Source organism: Erwinia sp. MYb416 (assembly GCF_037479575.1).
GTDB classification, from domain to species: domain Bacteria; phylum Pseudomonadota; class Gammaproteobacteria; order Enterobacterales; family Enterobacteriaceae; genus Erwinia; species Erwinia rhapontici.
In genome coordinates this window covers 36251-57869 of the sequence record NZ_JBBGYT010000443.1, presented here as the reverse complement: position 1 = coordinate 57869, position 21619 = coordinate 36251, and the positions used below count along the sequence as shown (strand labels likewise).

Annotated in this window: 22 protein-coding genes; 11 read left to right on the top strand and 11 right to left on the bottom strand. The window is 53.7% G+C overall.

Annotation, left to right across the window (positions count from 1 at the left end; genetic code table 11):
• Positions 1-206: 206 nt before the first annotated feature.
• The 3 genes from WH277_RS27655 to tolC form a co-directional block, all read right to left on the bottom strand.
• The gene (locus tag WH277_RS27655; protein WP_133843854.1) at positions 207-1367 is read right to left on the bottom strand and encodes a glutathionylspermidine synthase family protein; all 1161 of its coding nucleotides are present in this window, start codon (positions 1365-1367) and stop codon (positions 207-209) included.
• Positions 1368-1373: 6 nt separating this feature from the next.
• The gene (locus WH277_RS27650; RefSeq protein WP_133843852.1) at positions 1374-2036 is read right to left on the bottom strand and encodes a DUF1190 family protein; all 663 of its coding nucleotides are present in this window, start codon (positions 2034-2036) and stop codon (positions 1374-1376) included.
• A 144-nt stretch (positions 2037-2180) separates the two neighbouring features.
• Complete coding sequence (gene tolC, locus WH277_RS27645; protein WP_133843850.1) at positions 2181-3647, bottom strand: outer membrane channel protein TolC; 1467 nt, start codon at positions 3645-3647, stop codon at positions 2181-2183.
• Between the two features lie 210 nt (positions 3648-3857).
• Here tolC and nudF point away from each other — a divergent pair, with 210 nt between their 5' ends.
• The 9 genes from nudF to WH277_RS27605 all read left to right on the top strand — a co-directional run bounded on the left by nudF (position 3858) and on the right by WH277_RS27605 (position 11426).
• Positions 3858-4493, top strand: coding sequence for an ADP-ribose diphosphatase (gene nudF / locus WH277_RS27640; RefSeq protein ID WP_133843848.1), 636 nt, complete (start codon positions 3858-3860; stop codon positions 4491-4493).
• Positions 4490-4915, top strand: coding sequence for a DUF1249 family protein (locus WH277_RS27635; protein ID WP_133843846.1), 426 nt, complete (start codon positions 4490-4492; stop codon positions 4913-4915). The genes nudF and WH277_RS27635 overlap by 4 nt, the downstream gene beginning before the upstream one ends.
• Positions 4916-5019: 104 nt before the next feature.
• Entirely contained in the window at positions 5020-5847 is an 828-nt protein-coding gene (gene cpdA, locus WH277_RS27630) for a 3',5'-cyclic-AMP phosphodiesterase (RefSeq protein WP_133843844.1), read from the top strand.
• 3 nt (positions 5848-5850) lie between these two features.
• Entirely contained in the window at positions 5851-6429 is a 579-nt protein-coding gene (yqiA, locus tag WH277_RS27625; protein WP_133843842.1) for an esterase YqiA, read from the top strand.
• A 53-nt stretch (positions 6430-6482) separates the two neighbouring features.
• Positions 6483-8378: a DNA topoisomerase IV subunit B gene (gene parE / locus WH277_RS27620; RefSeq protein ID WP_133843840.1), complete on the top strand. Its 1896-nt coding sequence runs from the start codon at positions 6483-6485 to the stop codon at positions 8376-8378.
• Between the two features lie 308 nt (positions 8379-8686).
• The gene (locus WH277_RS27615) at positions 8687-9367 is read left to right on the top strand and encodes a type 1 glutamine amidotransferase domain-containing protein (RefSeq protein ID WP_339507452.1); all 681 of its coding nucleotides are present in this window, start codon (positions 8687-8689) and stop codon (positions 9365-9367) included.
• 76 nt (positions 9368-9443) lie between these two features.
• Complete coding sequence (locus WH277_RS27610) at positions 9444-10049, top strand: TetR/AcrR family transcriptional regulator (protein ID WP_133843836.1); 606 nt, start codon at positions 9444-9446, stop codon at positions 10047-10049.
• Positions 10050-10211: 162 nt separating this feature from the next.
• Positions 10212-10379, top strand: a complete 168-nt coding sequence (locus WH277_RS28820; protein WP_213202222.1) for a YnfU family zinc-binding protein — start codon at positions 10212-10214, stop codon at positions 10377-10379.
• 144 nt (positions 10380-10523) lie between these two features.
• On the top strand, positions 10524-11426 hold the full coding sequence (locus tag WH277_RS27605; protein WP_133843834.1) for a LysR substrate-binding domain-containing protein: 903 nt from the start codon (positions 10524-10526) through the stop codon (positions 11424-11426).
• 47 nt (positions 11427-11473) lie between these two features.
• Here the strand turns inward: WH277_RS27605 and WH277_RS27600 are convergent, their stop codons facing one another.
• Positions 11474-11782 carry a putative quinol monooxygenase gene (locus tag WH277_RS27600; RefSeq protein WP_133843832.1) on the bottom strand — a complete coding sequence of 103 codons (309 nt, stop codon included), beginning with the start codon at positions 11780-11782 and terminating at the stop codon, positions 11474-11476.
• Positions 11783-11816: 34 nt separating this feature from the next.
• Positions 11817-12398: an NAD(P)H-dependent oxidoreductase gene (locus WH277_RS27595; protein WP_133843830.1), complete on the bottom strand. Its 582-nt coding sequence runs from the start codon at positions 12396-12398 to the stop codon at positions 11817-11819.
• A 132-nt stretch (positions 12399-12530) separates the two neighbouring features.
• Between WH277_RS27595 and WH277_RS27590 the strand changes: the two genes are divergently transcribed.
• A complete protein-coding gene (locus tag WH277_RS27590) occupies positions 12531-13298 on the top strand; it encodes a transporter substrate-binding domain-containing protein (RefSeq protein ID WP_374760132.1) in 768 nt (255 codons plus the stop codon).
• A 93-nt stretch (positions 13299-13391) separates the two neighbouring features.
• Here the strand turns inward: WH277_RS27590 and WH277_RS27585 are convergent, their stop codons facing one another.
• The 6 genes from WH277_RS27585 to WH277_RS27560 form a co-directional block, all read right to left on the bottom strand.
• Positions 13392-14255 carry a ketose-bisphosphate aldolase gene (locus WH277_RS27585; protein ID WP_133843828.1) on the bottom strand — a complete coding sequence of 288 codons (864 nt, stop codon included), beginning with the start codon at positions 14253-14255 and terminating at the stop codon, positions 13392-13394.
• Between the two features lie 96 nt (positions 14256-14351).
• Positions 14352-15203 carry a class II fructose-bisphosphate aldolase gene (locus tag WH277_RS27580; protein WP_171148878.1) on the bottom strand — a complete coding sequence of 284 codons (852 nt, stop codon included), beginning with the start codon at positions 15201-15203 and terminating at the stop codon, positions 14352-14354.
• A 9-nt stretch (positions 15204-15212) separates the two neighbouring features.
• Positions 15213-16304 (bottom strand): PTS fructose transporter subunit IIC, encoded by a 1092-nt coding sequence (locus tag WH277_RS27575; RefSeq protein WP_133843823.1) that lies wholly within the window; start codon positions 16302-16304, stop codon positions 15213-15215.
• Positions 16305-16326: 22 nt separating this feature from the next.
• Positions 16327-16641 (bottom strand): PTS fructose transporter subunit IIB, encoded by a 315-nt coding sequence (locus tag WH277_RS27570; RefSeq protein ID WP_133843821.1) that lies wholly within the window; start codon positions 16639-16641, stop codon positions 16327-16329.
• A 20-nt stretch (positions 16642-16661) separates the two neighbouring features.
• The gene (locus tag WH277_RS27565) at positions 16662-17132 is read right to left on the bottom strand and encodes a PTS sugar transporter subunit IIA (protein ID WP_133843819.1); all 471 of its coding nucleotides are present in this window, start codon (positions 17130-17132) and stop codon (positions 16662-16664) included.
• 11 nt (positions 17133-17143) lie between these two features.
• A complete protein-coding gene (locus WH277_RS27560) occupies positions 17144-18727 on the bottom strand; it encodes a BglG family transcription antiterminator (RefSeq protein WP_133843817.1) in 1584 nt (527 codons plus the stop codon).
• Between the two features lie 482 nt (positions 18728-19209).
• Between WH277_RS27560 and parC the strand changes: the two genes are divergently transcribed.
• Positions 19210-21486, top strand: coding sequence for a DNA topoisomerase IV subunit A (parC, locus tag WH277_RS27555; RefSeq protein ID WP_259150786.1), 2277 nt, complete (start codon positions 19210-19212; stop codon positions 21484-21486).
• The last annotated feature ends 133 nt before the right edge of the window (positions 21487-21619 follow it).

The window sequence follows — 21619 nt, the reverse complement described above, 5'->3', positions numbered from 1 at the left end:
GCAATTTTGCACAAGCATATGTAGGGGCGAGGCATACCAGACCACGGCGTGCAATTTTGCACAAGCATATGTAGGGGCGAGGCATACCAGACCACGGCGTGCAATTTTGCACAAGCATATGTAGGGGCGGGGCATACCAGACCACGACGTGCAATTTTGCACAATCATGGGTAGGGGCGGGGCCTGCCTCGCCCGACGATCACACATTATTCGATAAACGCGTGTGGATAGAAGCGCGAGAGATCCTGAGTGATCAGATCGCGGTCTTCACGCAAACCAATACCCGCTGGCTGATCGTTGATCAGCCAGGATCCGATCAGCGTATAGCTGTCGCCGAACTTTGGCAGCGGATGGAACTGCTGCACGATCATACCTTCCTCACCGTACGGCCCATCAACACGTGCAATCTCTTTACCGTTTTCTACGATGCGGATATTGGCACCCTCGCGGGAAAACAACGGTTTAACCACATATTTATCCATATGCGGTACGTTATCTTCAGCAAAGTAAGCGGGCAGCAAGTTCGGATGGTTCGGGAACATTTTCCACAGCAGCGGCAGCAGCGCTTTATTGGAAATAATGCTTTTCCAACCAGGCTCCAGCCAGCGCACACCGGCGTCAGCCAGTTTGGTGGAGAACATCTCACGCAGCATAAATTCCCATGGATAGAGCTTAAACAGATTGCCGATCACCTGATCGTGAACATCGGTAAACTGCCCTTTCTCACCCAGGCCGATTTCATCCATATACAGGAATTCACTCGGTAGCCCGGCTTCCGTGGCGCAATCCTGCAGATACTGAACGGTGCCACGATCTTCATCGGTATCACGGCAGCAGGCAAAGTGTAGCCAGCTAAAACCGTGCTGCTGATGCAGTTCGCCAAAGCGCTCGATCAGTTTTTCCTGCAGGCTGTTGAACTGATCGCTACCCGCAGGGAGCACGCCAGCATTCAGCTGGTCTTCCAGCCACAGCCACTGGAAGAAAGCCGCTTCATACAGCGAAGTCGGGGTATCGGCGTTATTTTCCAGCAGCTTGGCCGGCGTTACACCGTCCCAGGCGAGATCCATTCTTGAATAGAGTGACGGCTGGCCGCTTTTCCAGGATTCACGCACAAAATCCCAGGTGTGCTTCGGAATACGGAACTTGGTCAGCAGTTCTTCACTGTTGACCACCAGTTCCACCGCCTGCAAACACATCTGATGAAGTTCGCTGGTCACATCTTCCAGTGACTCAATCTGCTGCAACGTGAACTGGTAATAGGCATCTTCACACCAGTACGGTTCCCCGTGCATGGTGTGAAAACGAAAACCATATTCCGTCGCTTTTTCCCGCCAGTCAGGGCGTTCAGCAATGGCAATACGTTTCATTGGCGATTAGCCCCCCATGCTGCGGTTGGTGCTGGTAGCACTGCTGCGCTGCATGGTGGCTTGCTTGGCAACGGACTCACCGAAGCCACCGCGGGTGACGGTGCTGGTGGTGGCCGGTTTTGGCGCCAGCGCTGTTTTAGGCACTGTCATGGTACGGCCCGAGGTTGCTGCGCCGAAGCTCTTGCCGCTGGCATCAACGAACTTGCCGTTGGCCGGGCTGGCTGGGTTCTTCGAGGAGAACAGCGGCTGCTGCTGCCCCATACCGCCACCCATCATACGGCCCATCATGTAACCGGCCATCAGTGGCATCCAGAAGCTTCCGCTGGACTGAGATTCCGCATTGGTAGTACCTACGCCCGCCTGAGCAGGAGCCTGCTGGCACTGACCTTCACCAAACTCTGCCACGCAGTCTTCACGGGTCGCATATTTCGGTGCGGTTTTGACCGCTTCTTCTTTGGCGCTATTAAACGCCGTAGTGCACTGTGCGCTCTTGCCTGGGTTAGCGGCCGAGCAGTCATCAGCGTTCTGATACATCGATACAGTTTCGTCGGCCTGTTCACATGCGGCCAGCATAAATACTGCACTCACCGCCAGTGCGACCGGCGTTAAATGGCGTGCACTCCAGCTTTTGCGAAAGGAGGCATGATTAATCTGTTTAGTCCGTTTCATCACTTTTCGTCCTGTGCCCAAAGGTAGTGCATAGGATAGGGGAACAGCGGTGAAAAATGAAGCGATGAAGCCTGACCTGGAGGGGATCTTTACGTAGCTATACGTTTGATTGTGAAGGGGCAGCGTTTGCTGCCCCTTGGGGAATTACTGACTGAATGGATTACTGTTGCCACGGGTGGCCGATTTGTTGCTAACCGGCGTCGCTTTGCTGGCTGAACGGGGTTCAGCACTATCCGCGTTGGCAGCCTGCTGTGCATTTTCCGGGGCGACGATTTCTGGCGAGGTGCCGACATCTTTGCCCAGATGATTGTTCAGCGTTTGCAGATCCTGCTCGTTCAGCGTACCCAGCGCAGATTTAATATTGAGCTGGTTAATCATGTAGCTGTAACGGGCATTCGCCAGCTGCTGCTTAGCGTTATACAGCGTGGTGGTGGCATCCAGCACGTCAACGATAGTACGGGTACCCACGGAGTAACCGGCTTCCATCGCATCCAGCGAGCTCTGTGCAGAGACAACCGCCTGCTTGTAAGCGTTAATGCTGCTGATCGAGGCGTTCACGTTGTTAAACGAGGAACGCACGGTCTGGATGGCGGAACGGTGTGCGCTTTCCAACTGCTCACTGGCGGCAACAAACGCATATTGCGCCTGTTTCACCTGGGAACTAACGGCACCGCCGCTGTACAGTGGCAGGTTGAAGCTCAGACCTACCTGGTTACTGCCTGTGATGTTGTCAGTGTTATTGGGACTGGAACGGTCGCCGCCATAACGGTTGTTGGATAAACCGGTTGAGGCCGTCAGATCCAACGTAGGCATATGGCCGGTTTCTGATGAACGAATCTGCTCACGCGCCAGGTCCTGAGACAGGCGTGCAGAAAGCAGCGACAGGTTGCGGCTTTCCGCTTCCTTCAGCAGGGCATTCACTGGCTGAGGTTTTTCCGTTTTAAACGCATCGACGTTCAGCGATGCCAGGCTTGGATAGTAATTGCCGGTCACCTGACGCAGTGTTTCTACCGCGTTATCGAGGTCGTTACGCGCGGAAACTTCGCTGGCCAGTACGCTGTCGTACTGGGAGCGTGCGTTCTGCACATCAGTGATGGCGACCAGACCCACGTTAAAACGCTGAGTGGTCTGATCCAGTTCACGGTAAATAGATTGCTTCTGGGCTTCGGTATACGACAATGTGTCGATCGCGTTCAACACATTGAAATAGGCGGTTGCGGTGTTCAGAATCAGGGTCTGTTGTGCCGTCTGATAAGTGACATCCTGGATGCCTGCCGTTTTTTCCTGCAGCGTCAGTGCACGCCATTTTGACATGTCAAAAATGGTCTGAGTCAGCTGTAACGACGCGCTTTTGGTGGTGCTATTGGTATCTCTGGCATCACGGTAGCCGCTGTTATAGGTATAGTCAGCGCCCAGGCCTAACTGTGGTAGCAGTGGGCTGCGGGATTCGTTAATTTTCTCAAAGGCAGCATCACGATCGGCGGCAGAGCTACGAAGGTCAGGATTTGATAAACGTGCCTGCTGATATACCTGCAGCAGGTTTTCAGCCTGGCTGGCAACACTGAAGCCGCCCAGGCTCAGACCGATGAGTAAAGGGAGCAGTTTGTTCATTTGCATTCCTTGTAGTGCAGCAAAATTGCTATGGTAGCGCTGACGTAGGCCAAAAATTATCGCCGATAATAGCAGAGAGTTCCGATAAGGTAAGTTGGCTGAAAGTGCCATCCTGCCTTAATTTACTCAAATAAGTCGTTAAGAACCAGACAACTGTCGGAATACTATTGCACTTTACGTTTTTGCCATCACTTAGCAGGAGACAGAGTTATGGATACTGGTCGTAAATACCCAGTGACTTTCACAAAAAACGATGTAGAAATTATTGCACGAGAGACGCTTTATCGCGGTTTTTTTTCGCTCGAACGCTATCGCTTTCGTCATCGCTTGTTTAATGGCGGTATGAGTGGTGAAGTGACGCGGGAAATTTTTGAGCGCGGTCACGCTGCCGTGCTGCTACCCTATGACCCGAAACGTGATGAAGTGGTGCTGATTGAGCAGATCCGTATTGCCGCTTACGATACCAGCGCGACGCCCTGGGTGCTTGAACTGGTGGCCGGGATGATCGAACCGGGAGAAACCCCGGAGGGTGTGGCGCGCAGAGAAGCTCTGGAAGAAGCCGGGCTAACGCCGGGTCGTATCAAGCCGATTAGCAATTACCTCTCTAGTGCGGGAGGCACCTCCGAGCGTCTGGCGGTGTTTGTCGGTGAAGTGGATGCCAGCGTGGCGCAGGGAAACCACGGCCTGGAGGAAGAGAATGAGGATATTCTTGTGCATGTGGTCAGCCGGAGTCAGGCTTATCAATGGGTGGAACAGGGGAAAATCGATAACGCTGCTGCTGTCATTGCTTTGCAATGGCTGGAGTTGCACCATAAACAGCTACGCCAAGAGTGGAATCCTGAATAATGAAACGTTATGTCCCCGACTTTCCTGAAATGATGCGTGTCTGCGAAACGAACTTTGCGCAGCTGCGGCGTTTATTGCCAAAGGAGGATCGGGTGGGTGAATCGATGGCGTATCAGGTGAACGGTGCCAGCTATCTCATCACCATTCAGGAGTCGACCCGTTACACCACGCTGGTGGAAATCAGGCAAACGGCCCCTGCGGTCAGTTACTGGAGCCTGCCTTCGATGTCCGTGCGGTTGTATCATGACGCGATGGTGGCGGAAGTGTGTTCCACTCAGCAGATCTATCGCTTTAAAGCACGCTATGATTATCCTAATAAAAAGCTGCATCAGCGTGATGAAAAGCACCAAATTAACCAATTTTTAGCGGACTGGTTGCGCTACTGTTTGTCCCACGGTGCGATAGCCGTTCCGGTATGTTGAAAACGCTGCAACAATTTTCAGATGTGTACCCAAATGAATGTATAAAGCAGGAAGCCGATGCGCCTGCGGCCTGAAACAGATGGGTATTACCTTAAGGACTTTGATTGGATAGCCTGTTAAAACTTCCTGTGGCGAGTGGGTCCAAAGTCAGGATTTTACAGATAACGGACACTCACCTTTTTGCAGGTAAACATGAAACGCTGCTAGGGGTAAATACCTGGGCCAGTTTTGATGCCGTGCTGGATGTTATCGCAGCGGATAAGCGTCACTACGATTTGATTGTCGCCACTGGCGATCTGGCACAGGACCACTCCGCTCTTGCCTATCAGCATTTCGCTGAGGGCATTGCTCGCCTGCCTGCCCCCTGCGTCTGGTTGCCTGGCAACCATGACTTCCAGCCAACCATGTTTACCACGCTGGCGGCCTCGACGATTGCCGACCAAAAACAGGTGCTGGTCGGGGATCACTGGCAAATTGTGTTGCTGGACAGTCAGGTCTTCGGTGTCCCGCACGGTGAACTGAGCGAGTACCAGTTGGAATGGCTTGAAAGTGTACTGGCAGCAGAGCCGCAGCGGCACACGTTGGTATTATTGCATCACCATCCGGTACCGTCTGGCTGTTCGTGGCTTGACCAACACAGTCTGCGTAATCCGCATATGCTGGATACGGTCCTGCGACGCTATCCGCAGGCGAGAAATTTGTTATGCGGGCATATCCATCAAGAACTCGACCTTGAATGGCAGGGGCGGCGTGTGCTGGCTTCACCTTCCACCTGCGTCCAGTTCAAACCACACTGTACCAACTTCACGATTGACGCTGAGTCTCCAGGCTGGCGCTGGCTGGACCTGTATGACGATGGTCGGCTCGACACTCAGGTGCAACGTCTGACCACGCGCATATTTAACCCGGATCTCGACTCAGAAGGATACTGACCGATGGCCACGCTGCTTTATCTGCATGGTTTTAACAGTTCGCCGCAGTCTGCCAAGGCAACGCAGTTTAAACAGTGGCTGGCAGAGCAACGTCCTGACATCACTCTGCATGTGCCCCAGCTTCCGGCATTCCCCTCCGAAGCTGCCGCGCTGCTGGAGACGTTTGTTATGCAGTCAGCGGGCGAGCCGCTGGGCATTATAGGCTCGTCGTTGGGCGGTTATTATGCCACCTGGCTGTCCCAATGTTTCACGCTGCCCGCCGTGGTGGTGAACCCAGCGGTACGCCCGTTTGAGCTGCTGGCTGATTACCTCGGCCACAACGAGAACCCATACACCGGTCAGCAATATGTGTTAGAGTCTCGCCATATTTACGATCTAAAAGTGATGCAAATTGACCCGTTAGAGTCACCAGACTTGCTCTGGTTACTGCAACAAACGGGTGATGAAGTGCTCGACTACCGCCAGGCCCTGGACTACTACAGCGCCTGCCGCCAAACGGTAGAAGAGGGCGGAAATCATGCTTTTATCGGATTCGAACGCCATTTCTCCGCGATGCTCGACTTCCTGGGTTTCCAGGAATGAGATAGCCGGAGTCTGGTCACTCATTTTTAGCCACCACCAATCAGATTGTTACGATGACTCAATCCAGCTACAACGCTGACTCCATTGAGGTTCTCAGCGGCCTTGAACCCGTGCGTCGCCGCCCGGGCATGTACACCGATACCGTGCGTCCTAACCACTTAGGCCAGGAAGTGATCGATAACAGCGTGGATGAAGCGCTGGCCGGTCACGCTAAACGCGTGGAAGTGATTCTGCACGCTGACCAGTCGTTGGAAGTGATCGACGACGGGCGCGGCATGCCGGTGGATATTCACCCCGAAGAGGGCGTGCCGGCCGTTGAGCTGATTTTCTGCCGCCTGCATGCCGGGGGCAAATTCTCCAATAAAAACTATCAGTTCTCAGGTGGCCTGCATGGCGTCGGGATCTCGGTGGTCAACGCCCTGTCAACACGTGTGGAAGTTACCGTTCGTCGTAACGGTGAAGTCTACGAGATGGCGTTTGAAAACGGCGATAAAGTGCAGGACCTGACAGTCACTGGCACCGTCGGCAAACGTAACACCGGCACCCGCGTACAGTTCTGGCCGGATGTCTCTTTCTTCGACAGTCCGCGTTTCTCGGTCTCACGTTTGAGCCATCTGCTGAAAGCGAAAGCGGTGCTGTGCCCGGGTGTTGAGATTGTCTTTAAAGACAAAGTGAACAACACCGAGCAGACCTGGTGCTACGCCGATGGTCTGACGGACTATTTGATGGAAGCGGTTAACGGCCTGCCAACCCTGCCAGAAAAAGCCTTTGTGGGGGCCTTCTCCGGTGATGTGGAAGCGGTGGACTGGGCGCTGCTGTGGTTGCCAGAAGGCGGCGAGCTGTTGACGGAAAGTTACGTTAACCTGATCCCGACCATGCAGGGCGGTACGCATGTTAACGGCCTGCGTCAGGGCCTGCTCGACGCGATGCGCGAGTTCTGCGAATACCGCAATATTCTGCCGCGCGGCGTGAAGCTGTCGGCGGAAGACATCTGGGACCGCTGCGCCTACGTGCTGTCGGTCAAAATGCAGGACCCGCAGTTTGCCGGGCAGACTAAAGAGCGTTTGTCATCCCGTCAGTGCGCGGCCTTCGTTTCAGGCGTGGTTAAAGATGCCTTCAGCCTGTGGCTGAACCAGAATATCCAGACAGCAGAAATGCTGGCAGAAATGGCGATTTCCAGCGCGCAGCGTCGCCTGCGTGCGGCGAAAAAAGTGGTGCGTAAAAAGCTGACCAGCGGACCGGCGCTGCCGGGTAAACTGGCGGACTGTTCTGCTCAGGATCTTAACCGTACCGAGCTGTTCCTGGTGGAAGGGGATTCGGCGGGCGGTTCTGCCAAGCAGGCTCGCGACCGTGAATATCAGGCGATCATGCCGCTGAAAGGTAAGATCCTCAATACGTGGGAAGTCTCCTCTGATGAGGTTCTGGCATCACAGGAAGTGCATGATATTTCAGTGGCGATCGGTATCGATCCTGACAGTGACGATCTGAGCCAGCTTCGCTACGGCAAGATCTGCATCCTTGCGGATGCGGACTCCGATGGTCTGCACATTGCCACGCTGTTGTGCGCGCTGTTTGTGCGCCACTTCAGCACGCTGGTGAAAAACGGTCACGTCTACGTTGCGATGCCGCCGCTGTACCGTATCGATCTCGGTAAAGAGGTCTATTACGCGCTGGATGAAGACGAGAAGGCCGGTATTCTTGAGCAGTTGAAGCGCAAGAAAGGCAAACCGAATGTGCAGCGATTCAAAGGTCTGGGTGAGATGAACCCGTTACAGCTGCGCGAAACCACGCTGGATCCCAACACGCGTCGTCTGGTGCAGCTCACCATCAGCGATGAGGATATTCAGCACACCATGGCTATCATGGACATGCTGTTGGCGAAGAAACGCTCCGAAGACCGCCGTAACTGGTTGCAGGAAAAAGGCGATATGGCTGAAATCGAAGTCTGATGTCAGTTGACCCTGGAGTTGAAGTTAAGCTGTTGAAAAAGAGAATTAATTTCCCAGTTTATTGAAAGGTGATCGCCGGGGGGCAGTTTTTTTAAACTGCCTTTTAAGCAAGGATGCTTTTGCCTCACGCTGAATGATCTGTCCCCAGGATGAAAGACAATCTGAAGATGTTTAATATTATTTGTAGACGACTGGTCTAATTGCTGTTAGCTTAACGACATGACTTGAGCAGATGAAGCCTTGTTACAACTACCATCTAGACGACTGGTCTAATTCAAGCATTTCAAACTGACAGGCAGGAGATTAAGATGAAGATTCTTATGGTGTTAACCTCACACGACCAGCTGGGCAATACCGGACGTAAAACTGGTTTCTGGCTTGAAGAGCTGGCAGCTCCCTACTACGCATTTAAAGATGCGGGCGCAGAAATTACGCTGGCCTCGCCAAAGGGCGGCAACCCGCCGTTAGATGCAAAAAGTAATGAGCCGGATTTTCAGACTGAACAGACCCACCGCTTTGAGGCCGATGCAGAAGCAACTGCCCAGCTTGCCGCCACGGTGCGTCTGGACAGCATTTCGCAAGACGGGTACGACGCGGTCTTTTATCCGGGCGGCCATGGCCCGCTGTGGGATCTGGCCGAAGATAAAAACTCTATCGCGCTGATTGAAGCCTTCCTCGCGGCAAACAAGCCTGTGGCACTGGTCTGCCATGCACCGGGCGTCCTTCGCCACGTTAAAACACCCGAAGGGCAACCGCTGGTGGCAGGCCGCAAAGTCACCGGCTTTACCAATAGTGAAGAGGACGCAGTGGGCCTGACTGACGTGGTGCCTTTCCTGGTGGAAGATGAATTGATTGCCAAAGGTGGAATTTATTCCAAAGGGGTGGACTGGAGTTCGTATGTCGTCAGCGATGGTCTGCTGATCACCGGACAAAATCCAACTTCATCAGCGGCAACGGCGGAACAACTGATCCGACAGCTGACCGAATAAACGGTGCTTACCTGGGGCAGCTATATTTAGCTGCCCCATATAGACGACTGGTCTAGTTTTTTGGTAACGTTAACCTATGACGACTTCAACTCAACATCATAGCAACGACATCCGCGACCATATCCTCGCCACAGGCCAACGTATCATGGCAGGCAAGGGTTTTTCGGCTGTCGGATTAAACGAAATACTCACTGATGCGGGTGTGCCCAAAGGTTCGTTTTATCACTACTTCAGCTCGAAAGAAGCATTTGGGGTAGCGATGCTGGCTCGTTATTTTGATGATTATCTGGCAGAAATTGATAGCACCCTGAGCCAGCCTGGTCTCAATATGGCGCAGCGGCTGATGAACTACTGGCGGCAATGGCGTGAATCACAATCGTTTTCGCATTGTCAGGGTAAGTGCCTTGCCGTGAAACTCGGGGCTGAAGTGGCCGATCTTTCTGACACTATGCGCGTGACACTTGAGTCAGGAACTTCAGGAATCATATCGCGCCTGGCGGAAGCGTTAGAGGCCGGTGTCGCCGAGGGTTCTCTGACTATCGATGATCATCCCACCAACGTGGCGGAAAACCTTTATCAGCTTTGGTTGGGTGCCAGCGTGATGGTCAAAATTGTGCGCAATACAGGCCCGTTTGATTCAGCCATGCGCCTGACGCAGAAAATTATTCGCATCGCTCCTTAACGAGGATTAACGGATGCGGCCTTGTGACAGAGGGTTATGTTGAGCATTCACAGCCTGTTGGCGCACCATTTTGATAGCTAAAACTGCTTTTAAGAAAGAAAGAGTAAGGGGAATGTTGATTGAGGGTGTACTATACGCGTCCAAACAACACAGGAAATATTTATGGCTTATAATCAAAAACAACCTAAATCCAACGGCTTCCTCATCTCCATCGCATGTCCTAAATGCAGTAAAAATTCCGACCACAGTGCTCCAAGAGTTCATAAGAACAAAAATCTTCTTTGCCCATTCTGCAGTGTTCTTTTTACCCCTTCTGAAAGTAAAATCTAATCATCTGCTTTGCTGACGCTTGATCGGATTGTTTCCGTATTCACGCCCGGTAATGCCGTAAACGCATAAAAATGTCAACCTGCGCCAGGACTCGTGATGATTCTGTTAGTATTGTGAGTGTCATCTTTCCAGCAGGTTGAACTATTGAAAATCACCCTTGAAGAGCTTCGTGCGTGGGTTGTTGTGGTCGATACCGGTTCGATCACTGCCGCCGCAGAGCAGCTTAACCAGACCACGTCCGGTATCAGCCGCGCCCTCAGTCGGCTGGAAAGCAAGCTGCAAACCACGTTGCTGCACCGCACCACTCGCCGTATCGCACTGACTGAAGAAGGGCAGATCTTTCTTGAGCACGCGCGGCAGATCATTCGTTCAGTCGAAACCGCCGAAGAGCAGATCGCTCAGCGGCGTGAGATCCCGTCTGGCCGGCTGCGCGTCAATGCCGCCACGCCGTTTATGCTGCATGTGATTGTGCCGCTGATGCCGGAGTTTTCACGCCGTTATCCGCTGATCCAGCTGGAGCTGAATACTGATGAAGTGGTGATCGATCTGCTGGAACAGCAGACGGATATCGCGATCCGTATTGGCGAGCTGCGCGATTCCACGATGCATGCTCGCGCGCTGGGGTGCAGCAGGCTGCGGCTGATGGCCAGCCCGGGCTATCTGGAGGAGCATGGTGTACCGCAAAGCGTGGCCGATATGGTCGAGAACCATCGGTTACTGGGCTTCTGCAATCTTGACCAGCACAATATCTGGCCGGTATGGCGGGTGGAGGGGGAGCTTTTACAGATTAAACCAACGGTGATGGCATCAAGTGGGGAAACGCTGCGCCAGCTGGCGGTGAACGGCATGGGTATTACCCGCGTGTCGGATTTTCTCAGCCGTGAGGATCTGGCTTCCGGTCGGCTGGTGCCGGTTCTGGAGGCTGAAACGCGTGAGATGCACCACCCGATTCATGCTGTGTACTACCGTAACAGCACGCTGTCGGCGCGGATCAGCTGTTTCCTGGATTTTCTCAGTGAGCAGTTTGCCAGCAAGACGTTGTTATAAGGCAAAAAGCAGGGGCTGACCTTCTGTTCCGATCAGCCCGCGTGTCTTTACAGTGCCGGTTCCAGCACAAAGATCTTCACATCCACCACATCGTTTTTAATCGCGGTACGGTGTGCTTCCATATGGGCAGCCTGCTGATGCTGCTCAAGATGGCGCAGTGAGTCCCAGTGCTCCACCATAAAGATCGAGTCCGGTGAGTACTGCTTCCACGGTACCTGGGCTTTATGGTCAATCAGCGCCTGATAACTGCCGCAGCCTTCCTCATCCAGAACGACAGGCGTCAGCGTTTCTATCGCTTGTAAAACGGCAGTACGTCGGCCTGGCTTGATACAAATTTCAGCGATCACGGTCAGCATACTGTTTCCTTTTACTCGAGGTGTGTACCTTTAGTTAAGCAAAGATCGCGTTCAGATGAGTCCGATAGCGTGCAATATCGCCGTCAATATCCGGCTGTTTGATCACATCGTTGCAGATAAAGGTCGGTAAACCGTCCATACCCAGGAACTGGTTTGCTTTGTGGAAGTGCAGATACACGCCATCAACGCCCACGCCTTCAAAGAACTGTTCCGGATCGGTGAACGCCTGTAACGGGGCGTTCCAGGTCAGCGACAGCATATAGGTTTTACCCTGTAACAGGCCGCCAGAGCCATATTTTTTGGCTGCATCAGAGCGGGTACGGCCATCGCTGGCGTACAGTTTGCCGTGGCCTTCGGTAAATACTTCATCGATATATTTTTTTAGCGTCCACGGCTCGCCCATCCACCAGCCTGGCATCTGGTAAATAATGGTATCGGCAGCGAGGTATTTTTCGATTTCTTCAGCGACTACGTAACCGTCGTCGAGTACGGTAACATCGACCTGATGACCCGCGTCACGCAGGAAGCTGGCGGCCACGTTAGTCAGCGTGTGGTTCAGTTCGCCTTTTGAATGAGCGAAGGCTTTCCCGGCATCAATAATCAGAATCTGGCTCATAAATTTTTCTCAGCTGTGTGCAATTTCGGAGAGTGTATCTGACGACAGGGGTGAGAAAAATGGGGTATGGATCACAATACTATTGCGTTTTAAGCAACAATACGCGGCACTGATAATAACAATGAGAGAACTATGATGATGAAAATCGGGGCTGTGGCCCTTCTGTTGGTAGCGGGAAGCGCCAGCGCGCAATCGCATCTTGACCGTGCCATGCAGAGTAAAACGCTGGTGGTGTGTACCACGGGAGACTACAAGCCTTATACCTATCTGCGTGCGGATGGCGGCTATGAAGGCATTGATATTTCGCTGGTGCAGTCGTTGGCAAAAAGCCTGGGCGCCGAGGTGAAGTGGGTCCCCACCACCTGGAAAACCCTGACACCTGACTTTATCGGCAAGCAGTGTGACATCGCTCTGGGCGGTGTTTCAGTGACACTGAAGCGTCAGCAGACGGCGTGGTTTGCGGAACCGCTGGATACCGACGGGAAAATCCCGCTGGTGCGCTGCGCGGATAAGAAGAAATACCACACCGTTGAACAGATGAATAAACCGTCGGTGCGTCTGATTGAACCGGCGGGCGGCACCAATGAAGCCTTTGTGCATGCTTATCTGCCCGAGGCCAACCTGACGTTGTTTCACGATAACGTGACGATTTTCCAGCAGCTGGTGGATAAGAAAGCGGACGTGATGATCACCGATGCGTCGGAAGCCCAGTATCAGCAGAAGCGCTATCCGTCGCTGTGTGCGATTAACCCGGACAAGCCGTTACAGTACGGTGAGAAGGCGTGGATGCTGCCACGTGATGATATCAGCTGGAAGATGTACGTTGACCAGTGGCTGCACTTGAGTAAAGCCACTGGGGAATACCAGCAGGTTGTGAAGCAGTGGTTGGCGGGGAAATAACGCATCAGGGGCGGGCATGCCCGACCCCTACACCGTCCGTAGGGGCCAGGCATGCCTGGCCCTTAAAACAGCGGCCCAGACCAAAGACCCACCCTAACGATATAAATCCGCTTTGCCCGTCGAACCAAACAGCGACATCTTATAAGCAATCACCTCTTTTGCCGCCTTGATCGGCTCAGGGTAGATCACATTCGGATCCCACCAGGTTTCGCGGCTCAGAATCTCACGGGCTTTGGCAAAGTAGGCATACTTCATATCACTGGAGATATTGATCTTACCGACACCCAGTGTCACCGACTCCGCGATCTCCGCATCCGGGTTGGCCGATCCGCCGTGCAGCACCAGTGGAATCGACACGCGCTGTGAGATCTCGCGCAGGATATGCATTTGCAGCTCCGGCTTCATATCTTTTGGATAAATACCGTGCGCGGTGCCGATGGCGACCGCCAGCGTATCCACGCCGGTGCGGGCAACAAAGTCCTCTGCCTGATCAGGATCGGTATAAATCACCTTACTGACCCCGCCCTCCACTGACGTGCCGGTATCCCCAATGGTGCCCAGCTCACCTTCCACAGAGATCCCCACCGCATGGGCCAGCTTCACCACTTCCTGCGTCAGCGCCACGTTCTCTTCATACGGCAGCAGCGATCCATCAATCATCACTGAGGTAAACCCGCACTGAATGGCGCGCTGGACGTGCTCAACCGATGCGCCGTGATCAAGGTGGATAACAAAAGGAATGCGGCTGCGCAGGGTGCGTTCACGCACATAGCCGAAGAACTCATCGGTCACGAACTCCAGTTCGCTGGGGTGGATGGAGATAATCGCCGGGCTGTTGCTGGCCTCTGCCTGCTCGACGACGGCGCGGATAAAGCAGCTGTCGGCAACGTTAAAGGCACCAATGGCGAAGCGATTTTCACGGGTTGGTTTTAACAGTTCGTGCATTGACATCAACATGGTTGTACTCCCTCAGAGTCAGATTTTAGGCAAAACTTTCCTGCATCAGTGACGGGTCACTGACGGAACGCAGGGTGAACGGAATCGGATCGGGCGTTACGCTTTACCCACGGCGCCAGACCAGTTGAGATACTCAGTAACGACTTCGCGACAGGCGGATTCCATCACCGCCATCAGATCGGGCAGCTCCGCCTTAGGGTGCTGTTTTAAGGCTTGTTGCAGTGCGCTTTTTCCGGCTTCAAACACCGCCGCACCAACGTTAATCTTTGCCACACCATGCTGGCTGACGCGGCGAATATCTTCCGCTTTGGTGCCGCTGCCGCCATGCAGGGCCAGCGGTAACGGTGAAGCGCGATGCAGCTCCTCCAGCCGGGTGAAATCAATCGCGGGCGTCACGCCTGGCGGATAGATGCCGTGTGCCGTACCGACGGATACCGCCAGCAGGTCAATATCGGTCTGTGCGATAAACGGCATCACATCGGCCACCTGGGTCATCTTCACGCTGGCATCCTGCAGGTCATAGACCGGCGCATCAGCAATATGGCCCAGCTCGCCCTCCACGCAAACCCCTGCAGTGTGGGCCATCTGTACCACCTGCTGAGTCTGGCGGATGTTCTCCTCCAGCGGAAAAGCGGAGGCGTCAATCATCAGCCCGGTAAACCCGGCGCGGAAGCACTGACCAATCAGCGTAAAGTCACGGCCGTGGTCAAGACTGAGGGCCACCGGCACGCTGGCCTGCTCTGCCAGCGCCCTGACCAGCGGCAGCGCGACTGCTGGTGGGAAGTGTTCGCAGTGCCCCTGATAGATATTCAGGATAATCGGGGCGCGCTGTGCGCTGGCGGCGCTGATGGCCGCACGGGCGCTCTCCAGATTGAAGCAGTTAATGGCTAAGACCGCGTACTGTCGCTGAAAGGCATCGGCAATCACGGCTTTCATTGAGGCGTACATAACAACTCCTTATTCCAGGGTGAATTTAATGTCTTCGTCGCGCATGCTGCCATCGTCGACATCGTTAAACTCTTCATCCGCTTCGGTCACGCGTTTCTTAATGACTGACAGCATCACGCCGCAGATCACCGTGCCGATCCCCAGGGCCAGGCAGAACATCACGGGTTTGGTAAACAGCGGCACCACAAACATCCCGCCGTGCGGCACAGGCGCCTCTACGCCCCAGACCATAATCAGCCCGCCTGCGATGGCGGAGGCCACCACACAGCTGCCAACCACACGGAACAGGTCACGGGCGGCAATGGGGATCACCCCTTCGGTGATCATGCAGATGCCCATCGGGAAGGCGGCTTTCAGGGCCTCTTTTTCTGCGCGGGTGTATTTATTGCGCGTCAGCAGGAAGGAGAGGGTGATACCAAACGGCGGGATCATTGAGCCGACAAACTTCACCGCTTCCGGGCCATAGATGCCATCAACCAGCATGCCGTCAGCAAACAGGGACATGGTTTTATTCACCGGCCCGCCGAAGTCAAAGGTGGCCATGGCACCGAGGATCGCTCCCATCAGGAACTTCGATCCGCCCTGCATCGACTCCAGCAGATGGATCAGCGCTTTCTGCAACCAGATGATCGGCTGGCCGATGAACGTCATCATCAGCAACCCGGCGATCACGGTACTGAGCACCGGCAGGATCATCACCGGCATCAGCCCCTGCATAGACGTGGGCAGCCTGATGCTGCGTTTCAGCAGCAGCACGGTGTAGCCCACCAGGAAGCCGCCGAGAATGCCGCCGATAAACCCGGTGCCGATCTGGCCGCAGATAAAACCCACGATCAGACCGGGTGCAAAGCCGGGGCGATCGGCAATTGACCAGGCGATCGCCGCAGAAATCAGCGGCACGATCAGCCCCATTCCCCAGCCGCCGATCTGATTCAGCATCCAGGCCACGCTGCCGGTCTGTTTACCGACGTCCGGGCCGCCGATCACCTGGCCTAGCGCAATGCAGATCCCGGCGGCGACGATCAACGGGATCATCCATGAGATACCGGTCAGCAGATGCCCCTTAATCTCTTGCCCCAGTTTGTTTGATTGAGTGTTCATCGTGATTTCCCCGTGAGAGTGCTCAGGCACGTGCTAACGAATCGGCCACTTTTTCCAGGAACTTCACCGGGGATTTGATCACGACATCGGTTTTCACCCGCACCACCGGTTTACCTTTAAAACGCTCCTCGCCGTTGATTTTGATATCGACGGCCAGGATCACTACGTCAGCCGCGGCAATGTCTGCCGCATTCAGGGCATTCTCGGTGCCGATGGTGCCCTGGGTTTCCACCAGGATGTCGAAGTTGAGCGCTTTCGCGCCCTTAATCAGTTTTTCGCGCGCGATGTAGGTATGCGCGATGCCTGCCGTGCAGGCGGCCACACAAACAATTTTCATGGTAAGCCTCGTCTTCAGTGTTAACAGAGGTCTGTTTCCGCGTACTGGCTGAACAGTTGGATAATGCTGTCGGCATCCTGCTCTTGTAACAGTTGGGCAATCACATCATCATCCGCCAGGGCACAGGCCACCTGAGACAACAGACGAATATGTGTGGTGTTTTGATCTTCCATACGGACCGCAAATAAAATAATGCAGCGCACTTCACTGCCATCGAGCGTTTCCCACGGAATATCGGCGCGGGTCCGGCCAATCGCCAGCGTGGTCTGTTTTACTGCCAGCGACTTGCCGTGTGGAATAGCAATATGATTCTCGAATCCGGTCGAGCCTTCGGCTTCACGTAACCAGACGTCGTGAATAAAGTCCTCTTTCGAGGTCAGGGCACCGTCCTCATACAGCAAATCGGTCAGTTCGCGTATCGCTTCATCTTTCGTGCTGGCGTTCATGTTTAATTTGACGCGCCGGGCGCTGAGAATTTTATTGATATCCATTTGCAGACCTCTTAAGAGCAAGTTGAAAAGGCGTGTTCGGGTGCCTTGATACGATCGGATGCCTGCATCAATTTGCTGGCGATGACCTTCTCGGTGACGCGTTTAATATCGTCGTCGTTAAAAAAGGCCGACACGTAGACCACCGGAAGCGGCTGGTCGGCCAGATGAATCGTGGAGATCACCAGTTCAATATCCTGCTGCTGGCAACACTGGTTCATGGTGCTGGCCGAGACGACGCCAGCGATGACCCAGTCAGGGAAGGCGCGCAGAATGCGGCTCTTCAGCAGGTGCGACGTGCCCACACCGCTTGAACAGACAATCAGGATGCGTTTGTGAGCAATCTGGCGCTCCAGTGCCGCCTGAAAATGCACGGTCAGATAACCCACTTCATCATCGGCAATCTCCGGTAATTTAAAGCGCTGGCACAGTTGCGACACTGCATGTCCGGTCAACTGATAAATATCGGCCAGCTCTTTTTTTATATCTTCCAGTAACGGATTGCGGATGCGTATTTGATATTTAAGTCGGTTAAGTAACGGCTTAATATGCACCAGCAACCCTTCATGCAGCAGACGGTCGCTGCTCAGGTCAATATTAATCACGGCAGAAAAGGTGGCGATTAAATCCAGCGTTAAATGGCGCGACTCACTATTGGATAACTGACAATACAACGGAGGGTTATCCTCATTTTCCTCGACCACAATGCCAGAGGAAATGATATATTGATAAACAAACCAAACTTCATCACAAGGTAGTTGATTATTAATTCTTATTTCAACCTGATTAATCATTTCCTGTGCGATAGCGAAAATAATTTCGTCCGGTTTTTGGCTGATGTTTTCTTCGCTCAGAATAAGCGGGTTACCCAGCGCCATGCGGTGCATCATAATTAAAATATGGGTGAAAAGATTAATATAATAAGGTTCACCCAGGGGATAGGTTAACTGGCGTTCCATCTGCTCCAGGATTTGCTGAACAAACAGCACATCCTCTTCACCAAAATAGTGCGTCAGGGCTTTATAACTGCCGGGGTCCAGACGTGAATGATTGACGGTCCCCGGGTCCTGGAAATTCATCACATCATTAATCAGTGAGGCCATCGCCTGGCGAATATGATTTTCGCTGCCTTCAATATGCGTACCGCTCTGACTGCGGACCAGTGCCAGGCCGAGTGGGGCAATCCAGCTTTCAATGATCTTCAGGTCATTGACGATAGAGGCGCTACTGATGAAGTAGCGTTCAGACAGCTTGCTGATGGAGGTTTCCCGCGGGGTATCGCTCAGAAGTTGAGACGCAATTTTTACCCGGCGTGAATTATTGGCCAGCGCCTCAGCGCCGCCTTCTTCTGGTGTTATCAGTTGCTCCAGCAGCATTAAACGCTGGCTGTCATCGGCAATCAGCATAATACCAATGCCAACCTTTTTATCTGTAGTGATATTCCACTCGGTTAACAGTGTTTCGATAAACTGGATATCGCGATGTACCGTTTTTTCTGACACGGCCAGCAGGCTGGCCATATTTTTAACCGGAACATACTCCTGATGTTGCAGAAGATACTTCAGCAATTTGTGTTGTCGAGAGGTTAGTAGTTGCATCAGATCACCCTTGAATCCCCTTGATATTTGACATGCCAGCGGTGTTTGCTGTCGTGCTGTTACGTCAATGACTTTGGGTATTATGTTTTAATTATTCACCCTTTCGGGTCGGATTTATCTTGTGCTGACTGAGTGAGATTAAATCTAGTTGCTGTCGGGGATGTGGGCAATACTAAAGCGTGTCCCTGTGCGGGACAAAATTAAAACAGCAGAATGCGGGATTATTATTTGGGAGAGGGATCACATTAATGAATGGGTGAATAAGTGTGATCTTGTTCTCATATTATTAGTTTTATTCCTCCGGGCTGGGGAATATTCATTTCTCCCTTAGTGCAGGACAATTTGTTGCTGTCACTCGTGCTGAACCATTGATCCCTGTGACAGACCCTTATCAGATAAGGTACTATCCTCGCCAAACTTACCGCTGTGTGGTGCGGAGTTGGCAGGCCCTTAACGCGCCGCGATGTGAGGAAAAGAGAATAATGACTGATCTGACGCAGGATGGTGCAGAGCGCCTTGCCCTGCATACCTTTACTGAGAATGCGTACCTTAACTACTCCATGTACGTCATCATGGATCGTGCGCTTCCTTATATTGGCGATGGCCTCAAGCCCGTTCAGCGCCGCATTGTGTATGCGATGTCAGAACTGGGATTGAGCAACAACGCTAAGTTCAAAAAATCTGCTCGTACCGTCGGTGATGTGCTGGGTAAATACCATCCGCACGGTGACAGCGCCTGCTATGAAGCGATGGTGTTGATGGCGCAGCCGTTCTCCTACCGTTACCCGCTGGTTGATGGCCAGGGGAACTGGGGGGCACCGGACGATCCCAAATCTTTCGCCGCGATGCGTTACACCGAGTCACGTTTGTCAAAGTATGCCGAAGTGCTGCTGGGCGAGCTCGGGCAGGGCACCGTTGACTACGTACCCAACTTTGACGGCACCATGCAGGAACCGTCGATGCTGCCGGCGCGCCTGCCGAACATTTTGCTCAATGGCACCACCGGGATTGCCGTGGGCATGGCAACCGACATTCCGCCGCATAACCTGCGTGAAGTCGCCAAAGCTGCCATTACACTGATCGACAGCCCGAAAACCACGCTGGATGACCTGCTCGATATCGTTCAGGGGCCGGATTATCCGACGGAAGCGGAGATCATTACCCCGCGCAACGAAATACGTAAAATCTACCAGAGCGGTCGTGGCTCGGTGCGTATGCGTGCGGTATGGAAGAAAGAAGACGGTGACGTGGTGATTACGGCGCTGCCGCATCAGGTATCCGGCGCGCGCGTGCTTGAGCAGATTGCTGCGCAGATGCGTAACAAAAAGCTGCCGATGGTCGAAGATCTGCGCGATGAATCGAACCACGAAAACCCGACGCGTCTGGTGATTGTGCCGCGTTCCAACCGTGTGGATATGGAACAGGTGATGAACCACCTGTTTGCGACCACCGATCTTGAACGCAGCTACCGCATTAACCTGAACATGATCGGCCTGGATAACCGTCCGGCGGTGAAAAACCTGCTGGAAATTCTCAATGAATGGCTGGTGTTCCGTCGTGATACGGTGCGCCGCCGTCTGAACTTCCGTCTGGAAAAAGTGCAGAAACGTCTGCATATCCTTGCTGGTTTGCTGGTGGCGTTCCTCAATATCGACGACGTCATCCATATCATTCGTACGGAAGATGAACCGAAGCCGGTATTAATGTCGCGTTTCGACATCACTGAAATCCAGGCTGAATCCATCCTCGAGCTGAAACTCCGCCATCTCGCCAAACTGGAAGAGATGAAAATTCGCGGGGAGCAGGATGAGCTGGAAAAAGAGCAGGACTATCTGCAAGGGCTTCTGGCCTCTGAACGCAAAATGAATACCCTGCTGAAGAAAGAGTTGCAGGCAGACAGCGATGCGTATGGCGATGATCGTCGTTCACCGCTGCGTGAGCGCGAAGAAGCAAAAGCCATCAGCGAAAGTGAGCTGGTGCCGTCCGAACCCGTGACGATCGTCCTGTCACAAAGCGGCTGGGTGCGCAGCGCCAAAGGCCATGATATTGACCCAACGGGCCTCAGCTACAAAGCGGGTGACAGCTTCCGTGCTGCCGCTCGTGGCAAGAGTAACCAGCCGGTGGCCTTTATCGACTCCACCGGGCGCAGCTATGCGCTCGATCCGATCACACTGCCATCGGCGCGTGGTCAGGGTGAGCCGCTGACGGGTAAACTGACACCGCCACCGGGCGCCGTTATTGAACAGGTGCTGATGGAGGAGGACGATCAGAAACTGCTGATGGCGTCCGATGCGGGCTATGGTTTCGTCTGTACCTTTAGCGACCTGGTGTCACGTAACCGTGCCGGTAAAGCGCTGCTGACCCTGCCGTCAAATGCCAAAGTGATGACGCCAATGGCGATCCACAGCAATGACGATCTGCTGCTGGCCATTACTGCTGCCGGACGTATGTTGATGTTCCCGGTGGGTGACCTGCCGCAGCTGTCGAAAGGGAAGGGGAATAAAATTGTCTCCATCCCGTCGGCTCAGGCAGCCTCCGGTGAGGATAAACTGGCCTGGTTGCTGTTGCTGACACCACAAAGTGATATTACGCTGCATGTGGGTAAACGTAAGCTGACGCTGAAAGCGGCCGATCTGCAAAAGTTCCGTGCCGAGCGTGGCCGTCGTGGCACGCTGTTGCCGCGTGGCTTGCAGCGCATTGATCGGGTCGACGTTGACGGCCCGGTGCGTGCAGCCCCAACGGATGACAGCGAGGAGTAATTCGCTCGTCTGGCCCGATCGTCATTGACGGGCCAGCTCGGCGATTATTTCCCAAAAAATATAATAAGCATGAGTGCGCATGGACCTGTCCGGTGTGTGACCTGTAAGTAAAAACGAGGTAGTGATGCTTTCT